This is a genomic window from uncultured Bacteroides sp. (genome assembly GCF_905207245.1).
Lineage (GTDB): Bacteria > Bacteroidota > Bacteroidia > Bacteroidales > Bacteroidaceae > Bacteroides.
Genome location: NZ_CAJLKP010000064.1, coordinates 13,968 through 35,770, shown reverse-complemented (window position 1 = coordinate 35,770; position 21,803 = coordinate 13,968). Strand labels below are relative to the sequence as shown.

Below are 21,803 nucleotides of genomic sequence, written 5' to 3'. Positions count from 1 at the left end.
AGACTTAAATTTTTGCTGTTTTTCATACTTTAATTATTAAGTTAAACAAAAGTTAACTTGATAATTAAGGGGGAAGCTGCCTGAAGCATAAATGCGGAGGGTCTTTTAAATTAACTGATACAACAAAATGGTTTTAAATTGGGTTGGGAAAGTGACTGTAGTTCGCGCACTAATTTCTTGATTCTAGTTTATAATGGTACAGATACTCAGTAAATCATCATTTAATTCAAATCCGTACAGAAATGAATGAGATGGTTTTTCGCTAATTTATCTGAATTTATTATCGGTTGAGTCGTAAAACGTAACAGTATGATTATGAGTGCATACAAATAGGGGCTATCTCAGTCGTATATTTAGGGTATCTCAGTATACGACTGAAGTACCCTGGATATACGACTGAGGTACCCTAAATATCCCCCTCTGGTTTGATATTTACTTCTTGTAAAAAACATTAAACTGGATAACATCGTTTGTCATTTAATTAACTGATCGAGGATAGCCCTGAAGACTTTATCTGCATGCTCTTGCATGATTCGTATATAATTGAATATAGGTCGATTATTTTTCATACTATGTCCTATACAATACTCTATTTTTTCTATTTCAATTCCCATATCATATCCATGTTGGGCAAATGTCTTCCTGGCAGAGTAATATGATACTTTCCTATTAATTCCCGCCAGATTTGCCACCTTATATATATGTCTAAAAACTAAGCTATATACTTTTTCATAAGACGAGTATCTACCAAATACTAATTTCCCGTTATCCGTTATATACTTATTAATGATTTCCTGTGCCTCTGGCTGAATGGTGAAGGCAATTTCGTTTTCACTTTTTTTGCTATTCCGGGTTTTATGGCGTACATACCGCATATGGTTCCGGTTTTTGAAATCATACTCCATCAAATCCCTTAGATTGATGCCGCCTAAATAATAAGTAAGCATAAAAATATCCCGAACCATCACTTGTGTTGTCTTGAATAGCTTTACATCACGTATACTTTTTAATTCTTCTACGGTCAGATCCAGTTCTCTGACATTGCTGACCGGCATTTTAAAAAGGACAAAAGGGTGAACCGGATAATTCACATAATTCATTTTACCTGCATAGTTGAGTATAACCTTTATTAAAGTAAGATAGATTCTAACGGATGTTGCAGATAAACCTTCCTCTTTCATCTCATTGGCAAAGCCTTGTATTTGCAAAGGACTCAATTGTATTAGAGGAAAGTCTCCTTTCATATATTTTTGGATTTTCCTGCAAGCTATGCCATATAGTTTATAAGATTTCTTTTGCTCTTCGGTTTTCATGTAGGAAAGATATTCATTTGCCACGGTACTAAACGTAATACCCTTCTTTTGCTGTTCACGGGTGATGGTATGTATTAACTCTGTGCACGATAGAGTTGGTAAGTAATGAATGGACGATAAGATTTCTTCGTATTCATAGATTATCTTACGTAAGCAAGCATTAATATTTGCTGCGTTTTCATGCCTTACTACTTTTCCGTTTTTCATTTGATTTGCAGAATCCAATATAAATTGAGTTGAAATATATCTAGTTTGCGAACGGTGCGCTACTGCAATTCTTATTCGGTGTTTTCCATTGGATAACTTTTTTGTTGGTACTATTACTATTGAAAGATTAGCCATATTGATTTTTGTGAGTTATATGTTTCTTGATACAATATTAGAGCAACAAATTAGATATTGAAAGTCTCGGTATAATCAAAATGACATTGGAACTATTCGTTTTGATTTTATTCACAGACGTTGATACTATTTTTCAGTTAGAAAGACTGAATTTTCCATGTTTTGACACAATCTTACATTCTCTTTTTGGTGCTTTGCTCATATATTTGCAACACTTTTTCACAGACAGGAGAGCAAAATCTCCTGAGAAAATAGAAAACTAACTTTTGTTTAACTTAATAATTAAAGTATCCAGAAACAGCCACTTCAACAGAAGATCGCTTTGCCAACTTTATGCTGAATGAATTGGCACGCGAACTGAACCAGGAAATGGTTTATTACGAGAACCTGCACCATTCGGGTTGGCAAGCAGACCGCATCATCTATCACGACCAGTTGAGATCTTCTAAAGAAGGCTTATGGGATTCTTCCCTCTGGATGATTCCGCCAAGAAAGCTTATCAAAATTACGGTTATTAATAAATGTACTTTTAGAGTGGGGATAATGGGTCCCCACTCTATTTATGTACAAATAACCATATAAATGGATAAATTTCTATTTCGTATAGCACTCACGACGCATAATTTTGCGACATCAAATTAAAAATGACATACTATGAGAAAGCTCTTCTTGACCATTGCCTTATTATCAAGCTTTAGTAAGGCCCTATTTGCCCAGTTTGGAAATTGTACTGCGTCCGAAATGCAGACCTATATAGACGATACAACTGGGAATACCATTACCATGCTTACCGATACCCTTAAAAACGATCGCTTCCTCTATCAGACAGACCCGATGTGGACATCCGATAGTAAATATGTGTTGTTCAGGTCTTCCTCTCGCGGAAACGATAAAAAAACACAGATTTACTTTATAGAAATGGCTACCGGCAAAATCATTCAAGCTACGGAAGGTCCTAATCTGGGTAGTGCATTTTTAGCCAACAAAAGTAACCGCATGTTTATCAGTCGTAAAGAAAAAGAAGGCTGGAACATGTATGTGATGGATTTAGATAAATTCTTTGCAGATGTAAAGAAAGGAAAGGTAGGTAAACCTGCCGGTTATGAAACTTTCATCGGTACTTTCCCTACAGCAATGGGACGCCCCGGAGGCTATGCTGTAGATTGTAATGACGACTACGCATACATCACGGTGGAACGCGAAGGAACGGAAGAAGAAAAAGAACGCATGATGAAAAATGCATTCTTGCCGGAAAACAATCAACCGGTAAAAATAAAGCCATCTCTTTGTGGCATTCGTAAAATGAACCTCATCACCGGTGAAGTTACAAAAGTGATTGATACTGAATTTAAGACGGGACATATACAAGCCAGCCGATTCACTCCGGGAGAAATAGTATTCTGCAATGAAACAGGCGGAGATGCCCATCAACGTATGTGGTTCTGTACCGCAGACGGCTCAGTCTTTAAGCCTCTCTATAAAGAAACTCCGCTGGATTGGGTCACTCATGAAACTTTTGTGACAAAGGATTATGTCTATTTCAATATTTTAGGTTTCCAGCCTCGTCTCCGCAAACAAGTGAGCGGCATTGCCCGGATTAATTTACGCACTGATGATGTAGAATTAATTGGGCAGGTAGAACTGGATAAAGACCGTAAAGCCATGGAAGGTCAATTGATCGGACGAGGATTCTGGCACTGTAATGCAAGCCGGGATAACCGTTGGGCGGCAGGTGATACTTTCGGAGGAAATGTCTGGTTAATCAATGTACAGACCGGCGAGCGTCATTGGTTAGTGTCCGATACCAAGATGAAACCGGATCATGCACATCCCAGTTTTAGTCCTGACGGAACCAAAGTTCTTTTCCAGTCAGGTCACTTTACAAATGGCAAACGTTTAAACTTGATGATGGTGGATATAAGCTCATTCGACAAATAAAAAAAAATAAGACAATGAAAAATACATATTTATTCCTTTGTACCTTGTTGCTTGGCACAGCAGGCAGCTTACAAGCCCAAGACTCACGCGAACGTACTTACTATTATGAAATACTGGAACCACGGCATGAACCGAAGCCGGAAGTAAATGGCTTTGCTACAGAAAAGATAAAAGAACATCTGGATAGAGGATTAATTGCAGTTCCGACCACTGACGGAAAGGGTATATATCTGAGTTGGAGATTATTGGAACAGGACAATGCGGATGTTTCATTTCATCTTTATCGCTCTGCCAATGGCAAAACGCAGCGTTTAACCAAATCTCCGGTAAAATTGACTTGTGATTTCATAGATAAATCTCCTGCAAACGAAAAGGCCTCCTACTGGATATGTACTCTGGACAAGAAGAAAAAAGTGACCGATACATCCGCCAAGATAGAAGTGGAGGCCCCCTTATTGAAGAATTATCAATCAATCAAGCTGAACCGGAATATAAAAGCCGGCAAGATAGCTGTTGCCGACCTGAATGGAGACGGAATTTATGACTATATAATTCGTACACCGGATAAGAATGTAGATCCGGGAATGCCGGGTACTTTAGGTGGGGAAACTTATCAGATTGAAGCCTATCTGAGTGATGGAACTTTCTTGTGGTCAAAAGATTTGGGACAAGGAATAGAACCGGGCGTATGGTATTCTCCTTTCATCGCTTACGACTTCAATGGAGATGGCAAAGCAGAGATAGCCTTAAAAACTGCACCCGATGATGCTAAACGTAACGAGAAAGGTCGCATAGATTCAGGTGAAGAATATTTGAGCATCCTGAATGGCATGACAGGAAAAGAAATAGCCCGTGTGGACTGGCCCGAACGCAATGACCGATATGGCAATCTTGTCCGCCAGAATCGCAACCAGATTGGTATGGCCTATCTGGATGGAAAGACTCCTTATATATTGGCATGCCGCGGAACTTATAAATTGATGGTTGTAGATGCCTGGCAATTGAACGGTGATAAACTGGAACGTGCCTGGAGATGGGATGGTGATGAGGAAAATCCTGTAGTGAGAAGTATGGGGGCGCATAATATGATTTGCGGTGACGTGGATGGTGACGGAAAAGATGAAATCCTGTTAGGGTCATGCATGCTTGATGATAATGGTACATTATTGTGGTCTACCGGATTAGGACACCCGGATAAGGCCTATTTGACCGATATTGATCCGAATCGTCCGGGAATGGAAGTGTTTTTATGTTTGGAACCTTGGCACGACAACGGGCGTGGAGTCTGTGTGGTAGATGCTAAAACAGGGCAACCGGTTTGGAATATCGGCCATAAGACTTTTCATGTGGGAGATGGCATGGTTGCAGACTTCGACCCCAGCCACAAAGGACTGGAATGTTTTGCCAGTGAAGACCGCAAAGGAGGAAGTAGGGACAAATACCTGCTTTCTGCTGATGGTCAGCACTTAGGCAAAAATGAGGATGTTCCATCTTGCCGTAACTGGGCATGGTGGGATGGAGACTTACTACGCGAGACATTCAAAGGAGAGGATAACCGCTGGGGAGCCAGTTCTTCTTCAAACGGTCGCTCATTGAGTATTGTAAAATGGAAAGGGGAAACGCTCACGGAAGGCATTGAAGGGGATATTCTGATGATTGCCGATTTATATGGTGACTGGCGTGAAGAGATTATCACTGCACTGCCGGGTGAAATTCGTATTTATTCTACCAACATTCCGGCTAAAGATCGTCGCATAACTCTGATGCAGGATGGAATATATAGAAATTATGTAGCACACCGTTCCATGGGCTATCCGCAAGCACCGGTTCCTTCTTATTATTTAGGTGAATGAAAGATTTGTAATAACAAGGTTTTATAATTATGAAATGAAACACTGGATTATTGTCAATATACTCTTGCTTTGTGGCAGCATATATGCTTTTTCACAACCTTACAAGGGAGAAAAGTTGTCAAGAGGTTTAGTCGGAATTCCTACAGAGAAAGGAATGTACTTCAGTTGGCGCATAACGCTGAATGATGCGCCCGACTTGCAATTTGACTTATACCGAAGCACCAATGGTGGTACAGAGACAAAGCTGAATAAAGCCCCTATCAGTCAAACAACTGATTTCTTGGATGAAACAGTGGACTTAAAAGCTGACAACATCTGGATATTGAAAGCAGATAACCAAATCGCTGCAACCTGGATTCGCACAAAAGAAGAAGAACTGACCCCTTATTTAAGTATCCCTATCAAGAAACCGGAAGACGGGGAAATTGCAGGTGAACACTTCTTTTATACAGCCAATGATTGCAGTGTAGGCGATTTAGATGGTGACGGTGAATACGAAGTCATATTGAAGTGGACACCCTCTAACTCTAAACGGCCACCACAACGTGGATTTACCGGAAATACTTATTTAGACGCATATAAAATGGATGGAACTATGCTCTGGCGTATTGATTTAGGACCCAATATCCGTTCGGGGGCAGCTACAACCAACTTTCTTGTTTTCGATTTCGACGGAGACGGATGTGCCGAAGTATGTTGTAAGACAGGAGACGGAACTATAGACGGAATTGGACATGTGATAGGTGACAGCAAGAACGACTGGAGGACCTGGGATAAAGAAAGTCCAACGTACGGAAAGATTGTTAACGGACCGGAATATTTAACTGTCTTTGAAGGCAAAACAGGAAGGGAATTAGATTCAAAAGAATACATACCTACTCGCTATCCTATAGACGGATGGGGAGGTATTGGTGGCAATTGTGGCAATGATAATACCGGCGGACGATCTGATCGTTTTACCGCAGGAGTTGCCTTTTTGGATGGCAAAAATCCCTCACCTGTGATGGTAAGAGGATGGTATGGGCGCACCGTAGTCGCCGCATGGACTTTTACCAACGCCACACTGAAAAGTATATGGACTTTCGATAGTGCCAATCCTGGTTTAGAGAAGTACTCCGGCATGGGAAACCACAGTGTGACAATAGCAGATTTTGATGGCGACGGTTATGATGAAGTTTGTGTGGGAGCTATGACGGTAGATCATGATGGAAAAGGACTCTTCACAACTGGTCTGAGGCATGGAGACGCTCTGCATGCCGGTCGTCTGATACCTTCACGCCCTGGTATGCAGGTATTTGGCGTACATGAGAATGAGGGAGATAACGAGATTGTAAGTCGGACTCCTGCTGTAGCTATGTTTGATGGAGCTACCGGGGAAATTATCTGGCAGGATGGTTTAGGCAAAGATGCCGGACGTGGAGTTGCAGCCGATATTGATCCGCGCTATGAAGGAGCAGAATGCTGGTGCAATATTGGCGGACTAAGGAGAGGAGATACCGGAGAATTTATCAGCAATAAGAAGCCAAACTCCTGTAACTTCACCATTTATTGGGATGCCGATTCTCTGGCAGAATTACTGGATCACGTTTCCATCAGTAAATGGAATTGGCAAACAGAGGAAACGGATTTGTTGCTGAAAGCCGAAGGAGTAGCCTCTAACAATGGAACCAAAGGAAATCCCTGCTTATCAGGAGACATCTTGGGAGACTGGCGTGAAGAAGTTATCTGGGCTTCAAAAGATCAAACGGAATTGCGCATCTATACAACTACAATACCTGCTACCGACAGGCGTCCAACTTTAATGAATGATCGTCAATATCGCCTGGCTATCGCCTGGCAAAATGTAGGATATAATCAACCGCCACATACCAATTTTTAGTCATGATGAAAAGAAACAGACTCTATATTTATTTATGTCTTTCGTTCTTGCCTTTAATATCATTAAAGGCACAGAACAACCAGGCTTCCGGCTTAAACGCCCGCGAGTTTAATAAGTATTGGAAAGTAGAATCGGAATCTCCCGATTTTAAAGTAACGTTCCGAGGGGATACGGCGGAAATTGTATCTCCCAAAGGGCTAACTCTCTGGAGAAAGGAAAAAATGAGTGGTAAAGTAACCATTGAATACGATGCTTGCGTAGTCAATGAGACCAAAGAGGATCGTCTAAGTGATTTAAATTGCTTCTGGATGGCTTCTGACCCCAAATATCCTGATAACTTATGGAAACGTGAAAAGTGGCGTAACGGAATATTCCTTAATTGTTATTCCTTACAACTTTATTATCTGGGATATGGTGGAAACCATAATTCCACAACACGGTTTCGCCGATATGATGGTAATGAAACAGGTATTACTGATCCTAAGGCCCGACCTGCCATCTTAAAAGAATATACGGATGCGGAACATTTGTTGAAAGCAAACCACTGGTATCATATTAAAATTACCAATGAAAACAATAGGGTTAGTTATTATATAGACGGAAAACGTCTGGTGGATTTCAGGGATGCCGAACCTCTGACAGAAGGATGGTTCGGTTTCCGCTCCACTTTATCACGTACCCGCATTACTAATTTTCGCTATGAATGTTCATCACAGGAAACTACCGCCGTTCCTTTACAATGGATTGGTAATCCCCCCGAACTGGATAAGCCTGTAAGTTTTGGTGTCCCCTTTGATAAAGGAGAGGTTTTCCCTGAAAGCCTTTTGCAATTAAGAAGTGCCAATGGTGAGGATATTCCGGTTGATACCTGGCCATTGGCTTATTGGCCGGATGGTTCTGTGAAATGGAGCGGAGTAGCCGGCGTTATTCCTGCCGGAACAGAGAAGTTGATGCTTGAAAAGATGGGAAAAAAGCCAAAGAAAAAATCAAAGGCCGGAAATCCTAATGATGGCACATCTGTTTCTGTAACTGAAACACACGAGCGTATCCAAATAGAAACAGGAGTGATTTCAGCTTATATTCCCCGGCAGGGCGAATTTCTGATAGACAGCCTTTTATATAAAGGTGTGAAAGTAGGTGAGAAAGCCCGTCTGATATGCAATACTCAAAGTGAACCTGTACTTGAAACCACCTCACAGGTATCTTTCACGAACTATACTAGTGAATTGAAATCAGCTACTGTGGAACGTTCAGGCGCAGTACGCACGCTTGTCAAACTGGAAGGTGTGCATAAAAGCAAGGATGGACGCGAATGGTTGCCTTTTGTAGTCCGCCTCTATTTCTATAGTGGAAGCGAACAAGTGAAGATGGTACATAGCTTTGTGTTCGATGGCGACCAAGATAAAGATTTTATCCGCGCTTTAGGCATCCGTTTCGATATTCCTATGCGCGAAGCACTTTATAACCGCCACATTGCCTTTTCGTGTGCCGATGGCGGAGTGTGGAGCGAACCGGTACAGCCACTGGTTGGACGTCGCGTTCTGACACTCGGAAAACCACAAGAAAAAGATCTCTCCCTACAACAGCAACAGATGGAAGGTAAACGTATTCCCCCTTATGAAGCATTTGACGAAAAGAACCGTTCTTTGCTTGACAACTGGGCATCATGGGATAGCTATCGTTTGTCTCAGCTCACTGTGGATGCTTTCTCCATCCGTAAGCGCGCTAATGACAATAATCCCTGGATAGGTACTTTCTCCGGCACACGCAGTAACGGCTATGCCTTTGCCGGTGACATCACTGGTGGACTTGGACTCTGCTTGCATGATTTCTGGCAATCTTATCCTTCTTCCATTGAAATATCCGAAGCGAAAACTCCTACAGCTACCCTTACCGCCTGGCTATGGAGCCCTGATTCCGAACCAATGAACCTAAGGCACTATGATAATGTGGCACACGACTTAAATGCCAGTTATGAAGACGTACAAGAAGGAATGAGTACCCCTTATGGCATAGCCCGCACTACTACGCTTACTCTGATTCCACAAGGAGGATATACCGGAAAAGAAAAATTTTCCGATTGTGCCAAGCAGTTTTCCGAACCAGGCATATTGATGCCTACTCCCGGTTATCTGCATGCACAGCAGGCTTTTGGTGTCTGGAGTCTTCCCGACCGCAGCACGCCCTTCCGCGCTCGTGTAGAAGACCGCCTGGATGCCTATATTGATTTCTATAATAAAGCCATCGAACAGAATAAATGGTATGGCTTCTGGAATTATGGTGATGTTATGCACGCTTATGATCCTGTCCGTCACACCTGGCGTTATGACATTGGAGGTTTTGCCTGGGACAATACGGAATTAGCTTCCAACATGTGGCTTTGGTATAATTTTCTGCGCACAGGGCGTACTGATATTTGGCGTATGGCTGAAGCTATGACCCGCCATACTGCCGAAGTAGACACCTATCATATAGGTCCCAATGCCGGATTAGGCAGTCGCCACAATGTCAGTCATTGGGGATGCGGTGCCAAAGAAGCCCGCATCAGTCAGGCTGCCTGGAACCGTTTCTATTATTATCTCACCACTGATGAACGTTGTGGTGACCTGATGACTGAGGTGAAAGATGCCGAACAGAAACTTTATACTCTCGACCCCATGCGCTTGGCTCAACCACGAAATGAGTATCCCTGCACAGCACCTGCCCGTCTGCGAATAGGCCCCGACTGGCTGGCTTATGCAGGTAACTGGATGACAGAATGGGAACGTACCGGCAACACTGCGTATCGTGATAAAATCACAGCAGGAATGAAAAGCATTGCGGCATTGCCTAATCGTATTTTCACAGGTCCCAAAGCACTCGGTTTTGATCCGGCAACAGGCATCATCACCTCAGAATGCGACCCGAAACTGGAAAGTACTAACCACCTGATGACTATTATGGGTGGCTTTGAAATCATGAACGAAATGCTCCGGATGATAGACCTACCCGAATGGAACGATGCCTGGTTGGACCTGGCAACCCGTTATAAACAAAAAGCATGGGAGTTGAACCATAGCCGTTTCCGCATCTCACGCCTGATGGGGTATGCAGCCTACCACACCCGCAACCAAGAGATGGCAAAGGAAGCCTGGACGGATTTGTTTACCAGACTGGAACACACCCCTGCTCCTCCTTTCAACATCACAACTTTACTTCCACCTGTAGTTCCGGCTCCATTGGACGAGTGCAAAAGCATCAGTACCAATGATGCAGCCCTGTGGAGTCTTGATGCCATTTACATGCAGGAAGTCATACCGATGGATGAGTAATTTGTACGAATTTCCATGAATATTGTATGGTATTCTATGGAAAAGTAACCTATTTTGCCCTATTTTTGCAATCGATGAAATAACATATACCATGAAAAGAACTTTTTTAAAATCTCTGGGAAGTATTGCAGCTATTGCAATAATTGCCATTGGACTATCAGGGGCTATACCTGCCCCAAAATACAAGACAGTAACTGTCAGTGCACCTTTCACGATGGAACCGATTAAGGAATTTATATTCCCTGATCGCGATTTCCCTATCACCAAATACGGTGCCGTAGCTGATGGAAAAACAAACAACACAAAAGCCATTTCACGCGCCATTACCGCATGTAGTCGTGCCGGCGGCGGACGTGTGGTCGTTCCTGCCGGAGAGTGGCTTACCGGACCTATCCATTTTAAGAGTAATGTCAATCTGCATTTGGCCGAAAATGCCGTACTGCGATTCACGGATAATCCGCAAGATTACCTGCCTGCCGTAATGACTTCATGGGAAGGTATGGAATGTTACAATTATTCCCCACTGGTTTATGCTTTCGACTGTGAGAACATTGCCATTACCGGAACCGGAACGCTTCAACCCATCATGGACACCTGGCGTAAATGGTTCAAGCGCCCCCAGCCTCATATGGACGCACTTGCGGAACTATACACAATGGCCTCAACGGATGTTCCCGTGAAAGAAAGACAGATGGCTAAAGGAGAGAATAACCTGCGACCGCACCTGATACACTTCAACAGATGTCAGAACGTATTGCTCGACCAGTTCAAGATTCGTGAAAGCCCGTTCTGGACTATTCATCTTTATCTGTGCGACGGCGGCATTGTTCGCAATTTGGATGTGCGCGCCCACGGTCATAATAATGATGGTGTCGATTTAGAAATGAGCCGTAACTTCCTGGTAGAAAACTGTAAATTCGACCAGGGAGATGATGCGGTAGTTATCAAGGCCGGGCGCAACCAAGATGCGTGGCGCCTGGATACTCCATGTGAGAATATTGTTATCCGGAACTGCGATATCATAAAGGGACATACTTTGTTGGGCATTGGCAGTGAGATGTCAGGCGGAATCCGCAATGTATACATGCATGATTGCGTTGCGCCGGACTCCGTATTCCGTTTATTCTTTGCCAAGACTAACCACCGCAGAGGAGGTTTCATTGAAAACATCCACATGGAAAATGTGAAAGCAGGAAAGATGCAACGCATACTGGAAATAGATACCGATGTACTTTACCAATGGCGCAATCTGGTGCCTACCTATGAAGAGCGGATTACACGCATCGATGGCTTGTATATGAACAATATATCCTGCGAACGTACCGAAGCCATCTATGACCTGAAAGGTGATGCCAAACTACCTGCCAAGAATGTGTTCATAAAGAATGTACATGCCGGTGAAGTCACCAAGTTCATAAAAAATGTGCAGAATGTTGAGAATGTAGTCGAAGAGAACATGACTTACGACCGCTTCCGAAATGCTGCCAATGCTCCGGCTTACGATTACTCCAAACTACAAAAAGAAAAATTGGGAAGAGGTGTGGTTGCCATCCGGGAAAATCCTTCGGAAGTAGCGGTTTCCTGGCGTTATCTTTCTTCCGATCCGGAAAACACTGCTTTCAACCTCTACCGTGATGGAAAGAAGATTGCGGAAGTACCTGCTACCACCGGAACGTTCTATCGCGATACTTATAAAAGCAAAAAAGCGGCGACTTATACCGTAAAACCGATAGTGAACGGAATAGAAACAGGACACGCCGAAGGGACTTATACCCTACCCGCTAAGGCACCGATAGGATATATCAATATTCCCCTTGACACGCCTGCAGATGGCGTAACTCCCGCAGGACAAAAGTATACTTATATGCCTAATGACGCTTCTATCGGTGATGTTGACGGTGACGGAGAATACGAAATTATCCTGAAATGGGATCCGTCGAATGCTCATGATAATGCCCATGACGGCTACACAGGCAATGTACTCTTTGATTGTTACCGACTGACAGGTGAAAAGCTGTGGCGTATCGATATGGGACATAATGTTCGTGCAGGTGCCCACTATACCCAGTTTATGGTTTACGACTTCGATGGCGACGGACGTGCCGAAATCATCATGAAGACTTCCGACGGAACCATTGACGGACAGGGGAATGTTATCGGCGATGCTTCTGCCGACTATCGTGAACCGGGTGACCCACGCCGCAATCAGGGCCGCATCCTGACCGGGAATGAATATCTCACAGTATTCAATGGCCTTACAGGGGCGGCTATGAAAACTATAGATTATGTCCCTGAACGTGGAAATCTGGAAGATTGGGGAGACAACCGTGCCAACCGAAGCGACCGTTTTCTTGCAGCAGTAGCCTATCTGGACGGTGTCCGCCCAAGTGTAGTTATGTGTCGCGGTTATTACACCCGAACAGTACTTGCTGCTTTCGACTGGGATGGAAAAGACTTGAAACAGCGTTGGATATTCGACAGCAATATTCCGGGTAATGGAGCTTATGCAGGCCAAGGAAACCACAACCTCCGCGTAGCCGATGTTGATGGAGACGGATGTGACGAAATCATTTACGGTTCCTGTGCTATTGATAATAATGGTAAAGGCCTTTATTCTACTCGAATGGGACATGGAGACGCTATTCATCTGACCAAATTCTCTCCTTCCATGAAGGGTCTTCAGGTATGGGATTGCCATGAGAATAAAAAAGATGGTTCAAGTTTCCGCGACGCAGCCACAGGCGAAGTCTACTTTCAGGTAAAAAGTGGTACAGACGTGGGCCGTTGCATGGCAGCAGATATTGACCCGACCAACCCCGGTGTGGAAATGTGGTCGTGGGAATCAAAAGGATTACGCAACATCAAAGGTGAAGTGGTCAATCCGAATATCAAAACCTTCTCCGTCAATATGGCTGTATGGTGGGACGGCGATCTGCTTCGCGAATTACTGGACAAGAATGTAGTTTCCAAATATGACTGGGAAGCCGGTGTGTGCAAACCTCTGGTAACCTTCACCGGAGCCGTATCAAACAACGGTACCAAAGCAAATCCTTGTCTGCAAGGTGACATCACGGGTGACTGGCGTGAAGAAGTTCTTCTCCGTTCGGAAGATAATAAATCTCTCCGCCTCTATGTATCTCCGATAGCAACCGATTACCGTTTCCATACCTTCCTGGAAGATCCGGTTTATCGCATCAGTATTGCGACACAGAATGTAGCTTATAACCAACCTACTCAACCCGGTTTCTATTTTGGTCCGGATTTGAAAGGGAAGTTCAGAGGGTACGAATTTAAATAATAACCAGGATGCTGAACAATAAACCAGCATCCCCAAACAATAAAAATTATGAATATTAAGACACTTTGCATCACAGGTGCCTTGTTACTAACCGGCATCAACGTTTATGCCCAGAAAAAGAAAGAAGTTATCAATGACTCGAATACCCCGTTGCACCTCTTGCAACCGGCTTATAAAGTTCCTTATAAAGCACTCACCACCAGCGAAGTAAAAGCTGATATCGACCGCGTGCTCCGCTATCTGGAAAAGACCACTCCTACCCGTGTAGTAAGCGAAAAAACAGGGAAGGTAATCACCGATTACACTAATTTGCCTGCCGATGCTCAACTGGAACGTGGTGCTTTCCGCCTTGCAAGCTACGAATGGGGAGTTACTTACTCCGCCATGCTGGCTGCTGCCGAAGCCACCGGAGACGCCGACTACAAGAAATATGTGACAGACCGTTTCAATTTCCTGGCTGAAGTAGCCCCGCGCTTCCGCGAAATGCTTGAAAAAAACGGCACCACGGATCCACAGATGAAACAAATCCTGACTCCACATGCTCTTGATGATGCCGGAGCCGTTTGTGCTGCCATGATAAAAGCACAGTTACAAGATAAGTCCCTCAACCTCTATCCACTGATAGAGAACTACCTCGACTTCATTCTGAATAAAGAATACCGTCTTGCCGATGGAACATTTGCACGTACCCGCCCGCAACTCAACACACTGTGGCTGGACGATATGTTTATGGGAATCCCCCCTGTTGCCTGGTACTCGCAATTAGCAAAAGATAACCAGCAAAAATATCTTGCCGAAGCTATCCGTCAGATATTCCAGTTTGCCGAACGGATGTGGGTTCCTGAGAAGAAATTATTCCGCCATGGCTGGGTAGAAAGCATGCAAGACCATCCTGCTTTTCATTGGGGACGCGCCAATGGCTGGGCGTTGCTCACTATGACCGAAGTGCTGGATGTGATGCCCGAAAACCATCCCCAACGTGCCAAACTAATGGAACTCTTCCGTGAGCATGTCCGTGGATTGGCTGCCTGTCAAAGCGGAGAAGGTTTCTGGCACCAACTACTCGACCGCAATGACTCCTATCTGGAAACTTCGGCAACCGCTATTTATGTATATTGCATGGCTCATGGCATCAACAAAGGATGGCTGGATGCGCTGGCTTACGGACCTGTAGCCCAATTGGGCTGGCATGCTGTTTCCACACAAATCAATGCGGAAGGACAGGTGGAAGGTACCTGCGTGGGCACCGGTATGGCTTTCGACCCGGCATTCTACTATTATCGTCCGGTCAATGTATATGCCGCTCATGGCTATGGTCCCGTCATCTGGGCAGGAGCCGAAATGATTAACCTATTAAACAAACAACACCCGAAAATGAATGACAGCGCCATACAATACTACTCTACCGAGCAAAAAACAACAGCGCCTATTTTCAGTGTAACCGAATCCAAATAACCCTTAAAAATAATGTATCATGAAAAGAGAAGCATTCAAAATGTTCCTGAAACCCGGTTTCGAGAAGGAATATGAAAAAAGACACGCAGCTATCTGGCCGGAACTGAAAAAGATGTTGTCTGACGGCGGAGTATATGACTATTCCATTTACTGGGACAAAGATACCAACATACTCTTTGCTTGCCAAAAGACGAAAGGTGAAGAGTCGTCACAGGATATGGGTACCAATCCCATTGTCCAAAAATGGTGGGATTATATGGCGGATATTATGGAGGTAAATCCTGATAACTCTCCGGTAACCATACCACTTCCAGAAGTTTTCCATATGGATTAAAAAACAAAAGTGCATTGAAACAGACCTTCAATGCACTTTTTTCCGTATTTTTGTTACGTACTAATAATCTATGAAATATGAAAAAGCACTTTCTATTATTGTGCACATCCTTATTTTGCCTTATTTTCACTTCTTCAGCTTCCGTCGAAGTACGTTCCAACCATATGACGACTTCGGATGGGCTGCCCAACAACTCTGTCTGCTATATGTTTCAGGACAGCAAAGGATTCATCTGGATGGGCACCTTGAACGGACTCAGTCGCTACGACGGTAATTCATTCGTCACCTTCTTGCCCGAAAGCGAATCAAACAAAGAACGGATAGCATTGTCTACCAACCACGCCAGGACCATCAGTGAAGATAAAAACGGGCTCCTATGGATAGAGACCTCCGGTGAATTCTTCAATTGCTATGATTTAAAGAAAGACTGTTTTGTTGACTTCACCGGTTGCAACGAATACCGCCAGAATTACGACCGTAAAATAGAAGCGGCCAACGGGGACATCTGGCTATGGCAAAACAGAAATGGATGTCGGCGAATCACATACCGAAACAATACGTTTACTTCAGTAACCTATAAAAAGAATAAAGGGAACTTGCCATCGGACAGTGTTGCCTATGTATACCAAGACCAACAAGGGGGTATCTGGGTAGGAACAAATTGCGGTGTATCCCAAATTGTAGGCGATAAAAGCTTCATCGTTGAAAAGCACAATGCTTTTGCAGCCCAGTCTTTCGAGAAAAGTATCTTCTTCCTCTCAAACGGTGGCATCATCTCTAAAAAGGAAGGAAGTAATCCAGCAGCAACAGTCGCCCGGCTTCCAAAGGAGAGAAACAATATCACCATATACGGAACGCTTTGCCTGCAAGACGATTGGGTGATATTTACCTCCACCGGCGGATATATATTCGACATGAAAACATGCCAGGTCAGCCGTCAACCGGAACTGGATATCCGGAATGGCAATGTCTTGACCGACAATCTGGGTAATTATTGGATTTACAACCATACAGGAAAAGTATGGTACGTGAATGCCAAGACTCGAGCTATCAAGACTCTCCAACTGAGCACTCCGGATAAACTCAACTATGTGGATATGGAGCGATACCATGTGGTACACGACTCCCGGGGAATCATCTGGATATCAACATACGGAAACGGGCTCTTCGCCTACAATACCTTTACGGAAGAACTCCAGCATTTCGATTTCCAGATTGATGGCTTCAGCCACATCAGTTCCAACTACTTGCAATATATCATGGAAGACAGTTCCGGTGCCATCTGGGTCAGTTCCGAATATGCCGGAGTTACCCGCCTGAGCATTCTAAATGAAGGCATACAACGTATCTACCCGGAGGCAATTTCCTTATCCGACCGTTCCAATACCGTACGGATGATAACCCGGCTAAAGAATGATGAAATCTGTATCGGCACACGGGGCGGAGGCGTATATACTTATGATGCGCAGATGAATAAGCAGCTAAAGAAATATCATTTCACTTCCAATATATATGCGATAACCGAAGACAACGATGGAACAGTGTGGATGGGCAGTCGCGGAGATGGACTTTGTATAGATGGAAAGTGGTATGTGAACAAGAGTGAGGACCCCTCATCCATTTCTAACAATCACATCTTCACTTTGTATTGTGACCGGCAAGGACGAGTGTGGATAGGAACTTTCGGAGGTGGGCTGGATGTAGCCGTCAAAGGTAAAAACGGATACACTTTCCGGCACTTCCTGAACCAAAGTTTCGGGCAACGGCGGACGCGCGCCATCATGGAAGACAAGAATGGATGGATGTGGGTAGGAAATAGTGACGGAGTATATGTATTCCATCCGGACTCGCTGATGAACAACCCCGAAAATTACCTGATATACAATTATAATAATGGAAAAATACGCAGTAATGAAATCAAATGTATTTATCAGGATACCCAAGGGGACATCTGGATTGGTACATCAGGGGGTGGATTAAGCACGTGTACTCCTGCAAGCGATTACAAAAACTTAAGCTTCAAGCATTACAACACTAACAACGGGTTAGTGAACAACATGGTTCAAGCCATTGCAGAAGATAAGCAAGGGAAATTATGGATTTCGACCGAATATGGTATCTCACGCTTTAGTCCCGATACACAAACCTTTGACAACTTCTTTTTCTCGCCCTATACTTTAGGAGACGTCTACAGTGACAATAGCTCCTGTGTAGCCAAAGATGGCAGATTATTGTTTGGCACCAACTATGGGTTATTAGTTGTCAACCCTGAACAAATGGGAAAAGGTACAGTGCCTAATCCGGTGGTCACATTCACCAATCTACAGGTAAATGGAATTTCCATGCGTCCGGGAGACGTAGACTCACCGTTAAGCAGTGCAATGATGTACACAGATGAAATCAAATTGAAGTATTTCCAAAGCTCTTTTATTATAGATTTCACCACATTTGACTATTCAGAAAGTAATAGCTATACCTATACTTATCGTTTAGAAAACTATGACAAAGAATGGAGCAAGCCCTCCTCATTAAGTTTTGCTTCTTACAAGAATTTACCGCCGGGCACATACGATCTGCACGTAAAAGTTTGTAATGCTACCGGTATTTCAGGAGATCGGGAAGCTATTTTAAAAATAATAGTAACCCCTCCTTTCTGGAAAACGAACTGGGCATTCCTGACTTACACAGTATTATTTTTAATTATACTCTACATTGCATACAGATTGGTACGGAATTTCAATCTCCTACGAAACAAAGTACAGGTAGAAAAGCAACTGACGGAATACAAGTTGGTATTCTTCACTAATATCTCACATGAATTCCGTACACCTTTGACTTTGATACAAGGAGCTTTAGAGAAAATACAAAGTATGGAGAAGATTCCCAAAGAAATGAATAACTCTCTGAAAGTAATGAATAAAAGCACACAACGTATGCTGCGACTGATTAACCAGTTACTGGAATTCCGTAAGATGCAGAACAATAAGTTGGCCCTTTCTCTGGAAGAAACGGACGTTATGGGCTTTCTTCACGAAATATTCTTGAGCTTCAAAGATACGGCAGCCTCCAAGAATATGGATTTCCGTTTTCAACCTTCAGTAGCTTCTTACAAGATGTTCATTGATAAAGGAAATCTGGATAAAGTGGTTTATAACTTGCTTTCAAATGCTTTCAAATATACCCCAAGTAATGGCAAAGTCACCCTTTCGGCCATTGTTGATGAAGAAAAGCAATGCCTGGAAATCTCTGTATCAGATACCGGTATCGGCATTGCTAAAGAGAAACGGGGAGAACTGTTCAAGCGTTTTATGCAAAGCAATTTCTCCAGTAACAGTACCGGAATAGGTCTGCACCTGACACATGAACTCGTGAATGTGCATAAAGGTACTATCATTTATGATGAGAACCCGGGGGGAGGCTCCATATTCACCGTCTCGCTTCCCACAGCAACAAGCATATATGAAGAAAAAGACTTCCTCATACCGCACAATGCTTTCCTGGAAGAGAAATCTTATAAGAAAGAAAACGAAGAGGAAACAGATATTCCTGAGGTTAACGAAATAGAGGCAAGAGAGCCTTCCAATCCATACAAATTGCTCATCATAGAGGATGACAATGATGTACGGGAGTTCCTGAAAGACGAATTCAAACCCTATTTTGAGGTAGTGACCGAAGCTGACGGAGTTTCCGGTCTGGAATGCGCACGCACATATGACGCCGACCTTATCATTTGCGATGTATTGATGCCGGGACTGACAGGTTTTGAAGTGACCCGCAAACTTAAGAGCGATTTCGATACCAGTCATATCCCCATCATATTATTAACTGCAATGAGTTCTGCCGAAAACCACCTGAAAGGTGTAGAAAGCGGGGCGGATGCATACATCACCAAGCCTTTCAGTCCCAAGTTATTGCTGGCAAGGGCTTTCCAGTTAATAAAACAGCGGGAGAAGTTACGGAAAAAGTTCTCGGACGAACCCGGTATGATAACACCCACTATCTGCACATCAGAAAAGGATAAACAGTTTGCGGATAAACTTCAAGCCATTCTGGAACAACAGATTGGCAATAGTGAATTTGCAGTAGATGACCTGGCTGCGATTATGGGATTGGGACGCTCTACATTCTATCGCAAAGTGCGGGGAGTGACCGGCTATTCTCCCAATGAATATATGCGCATCATCCGAATGAAGAAAGCTGCGGAGTTATTACTCGAAAACCGTTATACAGTGGCGGAAGTATCCTATAAAGTAGGCATCGAAGATCCGTTCTATTTCAGCAAATGTTTCAAGAAGCAGTTTGGACATTCGCCATCAGTATATCTGCGAGGGAAGAACGATACGGAAGAAGAAAAAAAAAAATAAGAAGAAGAATGATAAAAAAAGCGCCCGAAACAATGCTTCGGGCGCTTTTTCTTATTATTTTATTCCCACTCTATCGTTGCAGGCGGTTTTGACGAAATATCATAGGTTACGCGGTTTACTCCTTTCACCTTATTAATAATATCATTGGATACTTTACCCAAAAACTCATAAGGTAAATGTGCCCAATCCGCTGTCATGGCGTCAGTGGAAGTTACCGCACGAAGCGCAACAGCACGTTCATATGTACGCTCATCTCCCCCCCCCCCTACCGACTGTACGGGAAGCAGAATAACACCTGCCTGCCAAACCTGATGATAAAGGGATGTTTCGTTACCATCAGCATCTTTCACCTTCCAGTCGCGCAAGCCTTGGATATAGATATCATCCGCATTTTGCAGAATAGCTACCTTTTCAGGAGTAATATCGCCCAGAATGCGTACAGCCAGACCCGGTCCGGGGAAAGGATGGCGGGTAATCAGATGCTCGGGCATACCCAGCTCACGACCTACACGACGAACTTCATCCTTGAACAACAAACGAAGTGGTTCACAAAGTTTCAAGTGCATTTTTTCAGGCAAACCACCTACATTGTGATGGCTCTTAATAACCGTCCCGGTGATAGAAAGAGACTCGATGCAGTCAGGATAAATAGTACCTTGTGCCAGCCATTTCACATCTTTAATCTTATGGGCTTCTTCATCGAATACATCAATAAAACCTTTACCGATAATCTTACGCTTTGCTTCGGGTTCCATCACGCCAGCCAGTTCACCAAAGAACTTGGCACTGGCATCTACGCCTATAACGTTCAGGCCGAGGCATTCATAATCGTGCATCACATTCTTGAACTCATTCTTGCGGAGCATACCGTGGTCAACGAAGATACAAGTAAGATTCTTACCAATAGCCCGGTTCAGCAACACAGCAGCCACAGAAGAGTCTACACCACCGCTTAAACCAAGAACTACTTTATCATCACCCAACTGTTCTTTCAGTTCGGCAACAGTCGTTTCAATAAAGGAAGCCGCACTCCAGTCCTGTTTACAACCGCAAACATCCACTACGAAATTCTTCAGCATCTGCGTGCCATCTTCCGAGTGAAACACTTCCGGATGGAACTGTACTCCCCACACCTGCTCATTCTCTATCTGATAAGCGGCAATCACCACTTTATCCGTCGAAGCAATCGTTTTAAAATTTGAGGGGATGGCAGTGATCGTATCTCCATGACTCATCCACACTTGCGTATTTGCTTTTACACCTCTGAACAGAACATTATCTTTATCAAAGGAACTCAGGTGTGCACGTCCGTACTCGCGGCTTCCACCTTACCGCCATTTGTATAAGCAATGAACTGCGCACCGTAGCAGATACCCAAAACAGGATATTTTCCACGAATCTCACTCAAATCAGTTTTAAACGCACTTTCATCGTATACAGAAAACGGGCTACCCGAGAGGATGACTCCCTTCACACTTTCATCCCCTTTCGGGAATTTATTATAAGGAACAATCTCGCAATATGTGTTCAGTTCGCGAACACGGCGACCAATGAGTTGTGTGGTCTGTGAACCGAAATCAAGAATGATAATCTTTTCCTGCATATAATCTGTATGGATTTAGTTTAAAATGAGCTGCAAAAGTATGAAAAACTGAGGGAATAATAGGAATTATAGAGCGGAAAATCTATATTTGCAAATAAATAAATCATTTAATA

9 protein-coding genes and 3 pseudogenes are annotated in these 21,803 nt (G+C 43.6%); 10 read left to right on the top strand and 2 right to left on the bottom strand.

Annotated elements, in window-relative coordinates; genetic code table 11:
• Positions 1-473: 473 nt before the first annotated feature.
• The gene (locus tag QZ135_RS17645; protein ID WP_294612195.1) at positions 474-1,655 is read right to left on the bottom strand and encodes a phage integrase SAM-like domain-containing protein; all 1,182 of its coding nucleotides are present in this window, start codon (positions 1,653-1,655) and stop codon (positions 474-476) included.
• 288 nt (positions 1,656-1,943) lie between these two features.
• On the opposite strand from QZ135_RS17645, the pseudogene QZ135_RS17640 reads away from it, so the two are divergent.
• From QZ135_RS17640 to QZ135_RS17595, 10 genes and pseudogenes are all read left to right on the top strand, one after another.
• Positions 1,944-2,173 (top strand): annotated as a pseudogene (locus QZ135_RS17640) (RagB/SusD family nutrient uptake outer membrane protein); the annotation flags it as partial.
• A 136-nt stretch (positions 2,174-2,309) separates the two neighbouring features.
• A complete protein-coding gene (locus QZ135_RS17635; protein ID WP_294612190.1) occupies positions 2,310-3,593 on the top strand; it encodes an oligogalacturonate lyase family protein in 1,284 nt (427 codons plus the stop codon).
• A 14-nt stretch (positions 3,594-3,607) separates the two neighbouring features.
• On the top strand, positions 3,608-5,446 hold the full coding sequence (locus tag QZ135_RS17630; RefSeq protein ID WP_294612187.1) for a silent information regulator protein Sir2: 1,839 nt from the start codon (positions 3,608-3,610) through the stop codon (positions 5,444-5,446).
• Positions 5,447-5,480: 34 nt separating this feature from the next.
• Entirely contained in the window at positions 5,481-7,325 is a 1,845-nt protein-coding gene (locus tag QZ135_RS17625) for a rhamnogalacturonan lyase (RefSeq protein ID WP_294612185.1), read from the top strand.
• 5 nt (positions 7,326-7,330) lie between these two features.
• A complete protein-coding gene (locus tag QZ135_RS17620; protein ID WP_294612204.1) occupies positions 7,331-10,636 on the top strand; it encodes a DUF6250 domain-containing protein in 3,306 nt (1,101 codons plus the stop codon).
• Between the two features lie 91 nt (positions 10,637-10,727).
• Positions 10,728-12,101, top strand: a pseudogene (locus QZ135_RS17615) (glycoside hydrolase family 28 protein); the annotation flags it as partial.
• Positions 12,093-13,934, top strand: coding sequence for a rhamnogalacturonan lyase (locus QZ135_RS17610; protein ID WP_294612201.1), 1,842 nt, complete (start codon positions 12,093-12,095; stop codon positions 13,932-13,934). The pseudogene QZ135_RS17615 and the gene QZ135_RS17610, both read left to right, overlap by 9 nt.
• Positions 13,935-13,982: 48 nt before the next feature.
• Positions 13,983-15,389, top strand: coding sequence for a glycoside hydrolase family 88 protein (locus tag QZ135_RS17605; RefSeq protein WP_294612182.1), 1,407 nt, complete (start codon positions 13,983-13,985; stop codon positions 15,387-15,389).
• Positions 15,390-15,408: 19 nt separating this feature from the next.
• Positions 15,409-15,723 carry an L-rhamnose mutarotase gene (gene rhaM, locus QZ135_RS17600; protein WP_009129158.1) on the top strand — a complete coding sequence of 105 codons (315 nt, stop codon included), beginning with the start codon at positions 15,409-15,411 and terminating at the stop codon, positions 15,721-15,723.
• Positions 15,724-15,800: 77 nt separating this feature from the next.
• Positions 15,801-20,087: a two-component regulator propeller domain-containing protein gene (locus tag QZ135_RS17595; protein WP_294612177.1), complete on the top strand. Its 4,287-nt coding sequence runs from the start codon at positions 15,801-15,803 to the stop codon at positions 20,085-20,087.
• A gap of 59 nt (positions 20,088-20,146) precedes the next feature.
• Here QZ135_RS17595 and guaA read toward each other — a convergent pair.
• Positions 20,147-21,690 (bottom strand): annotated as a pseudogene (gene guaA / locus QZ135_RS17590) (glutamine-hydrolyzing GMP synthase).
• Positions 21,691-21,803 lie beyond the last annotated feature (113 nt).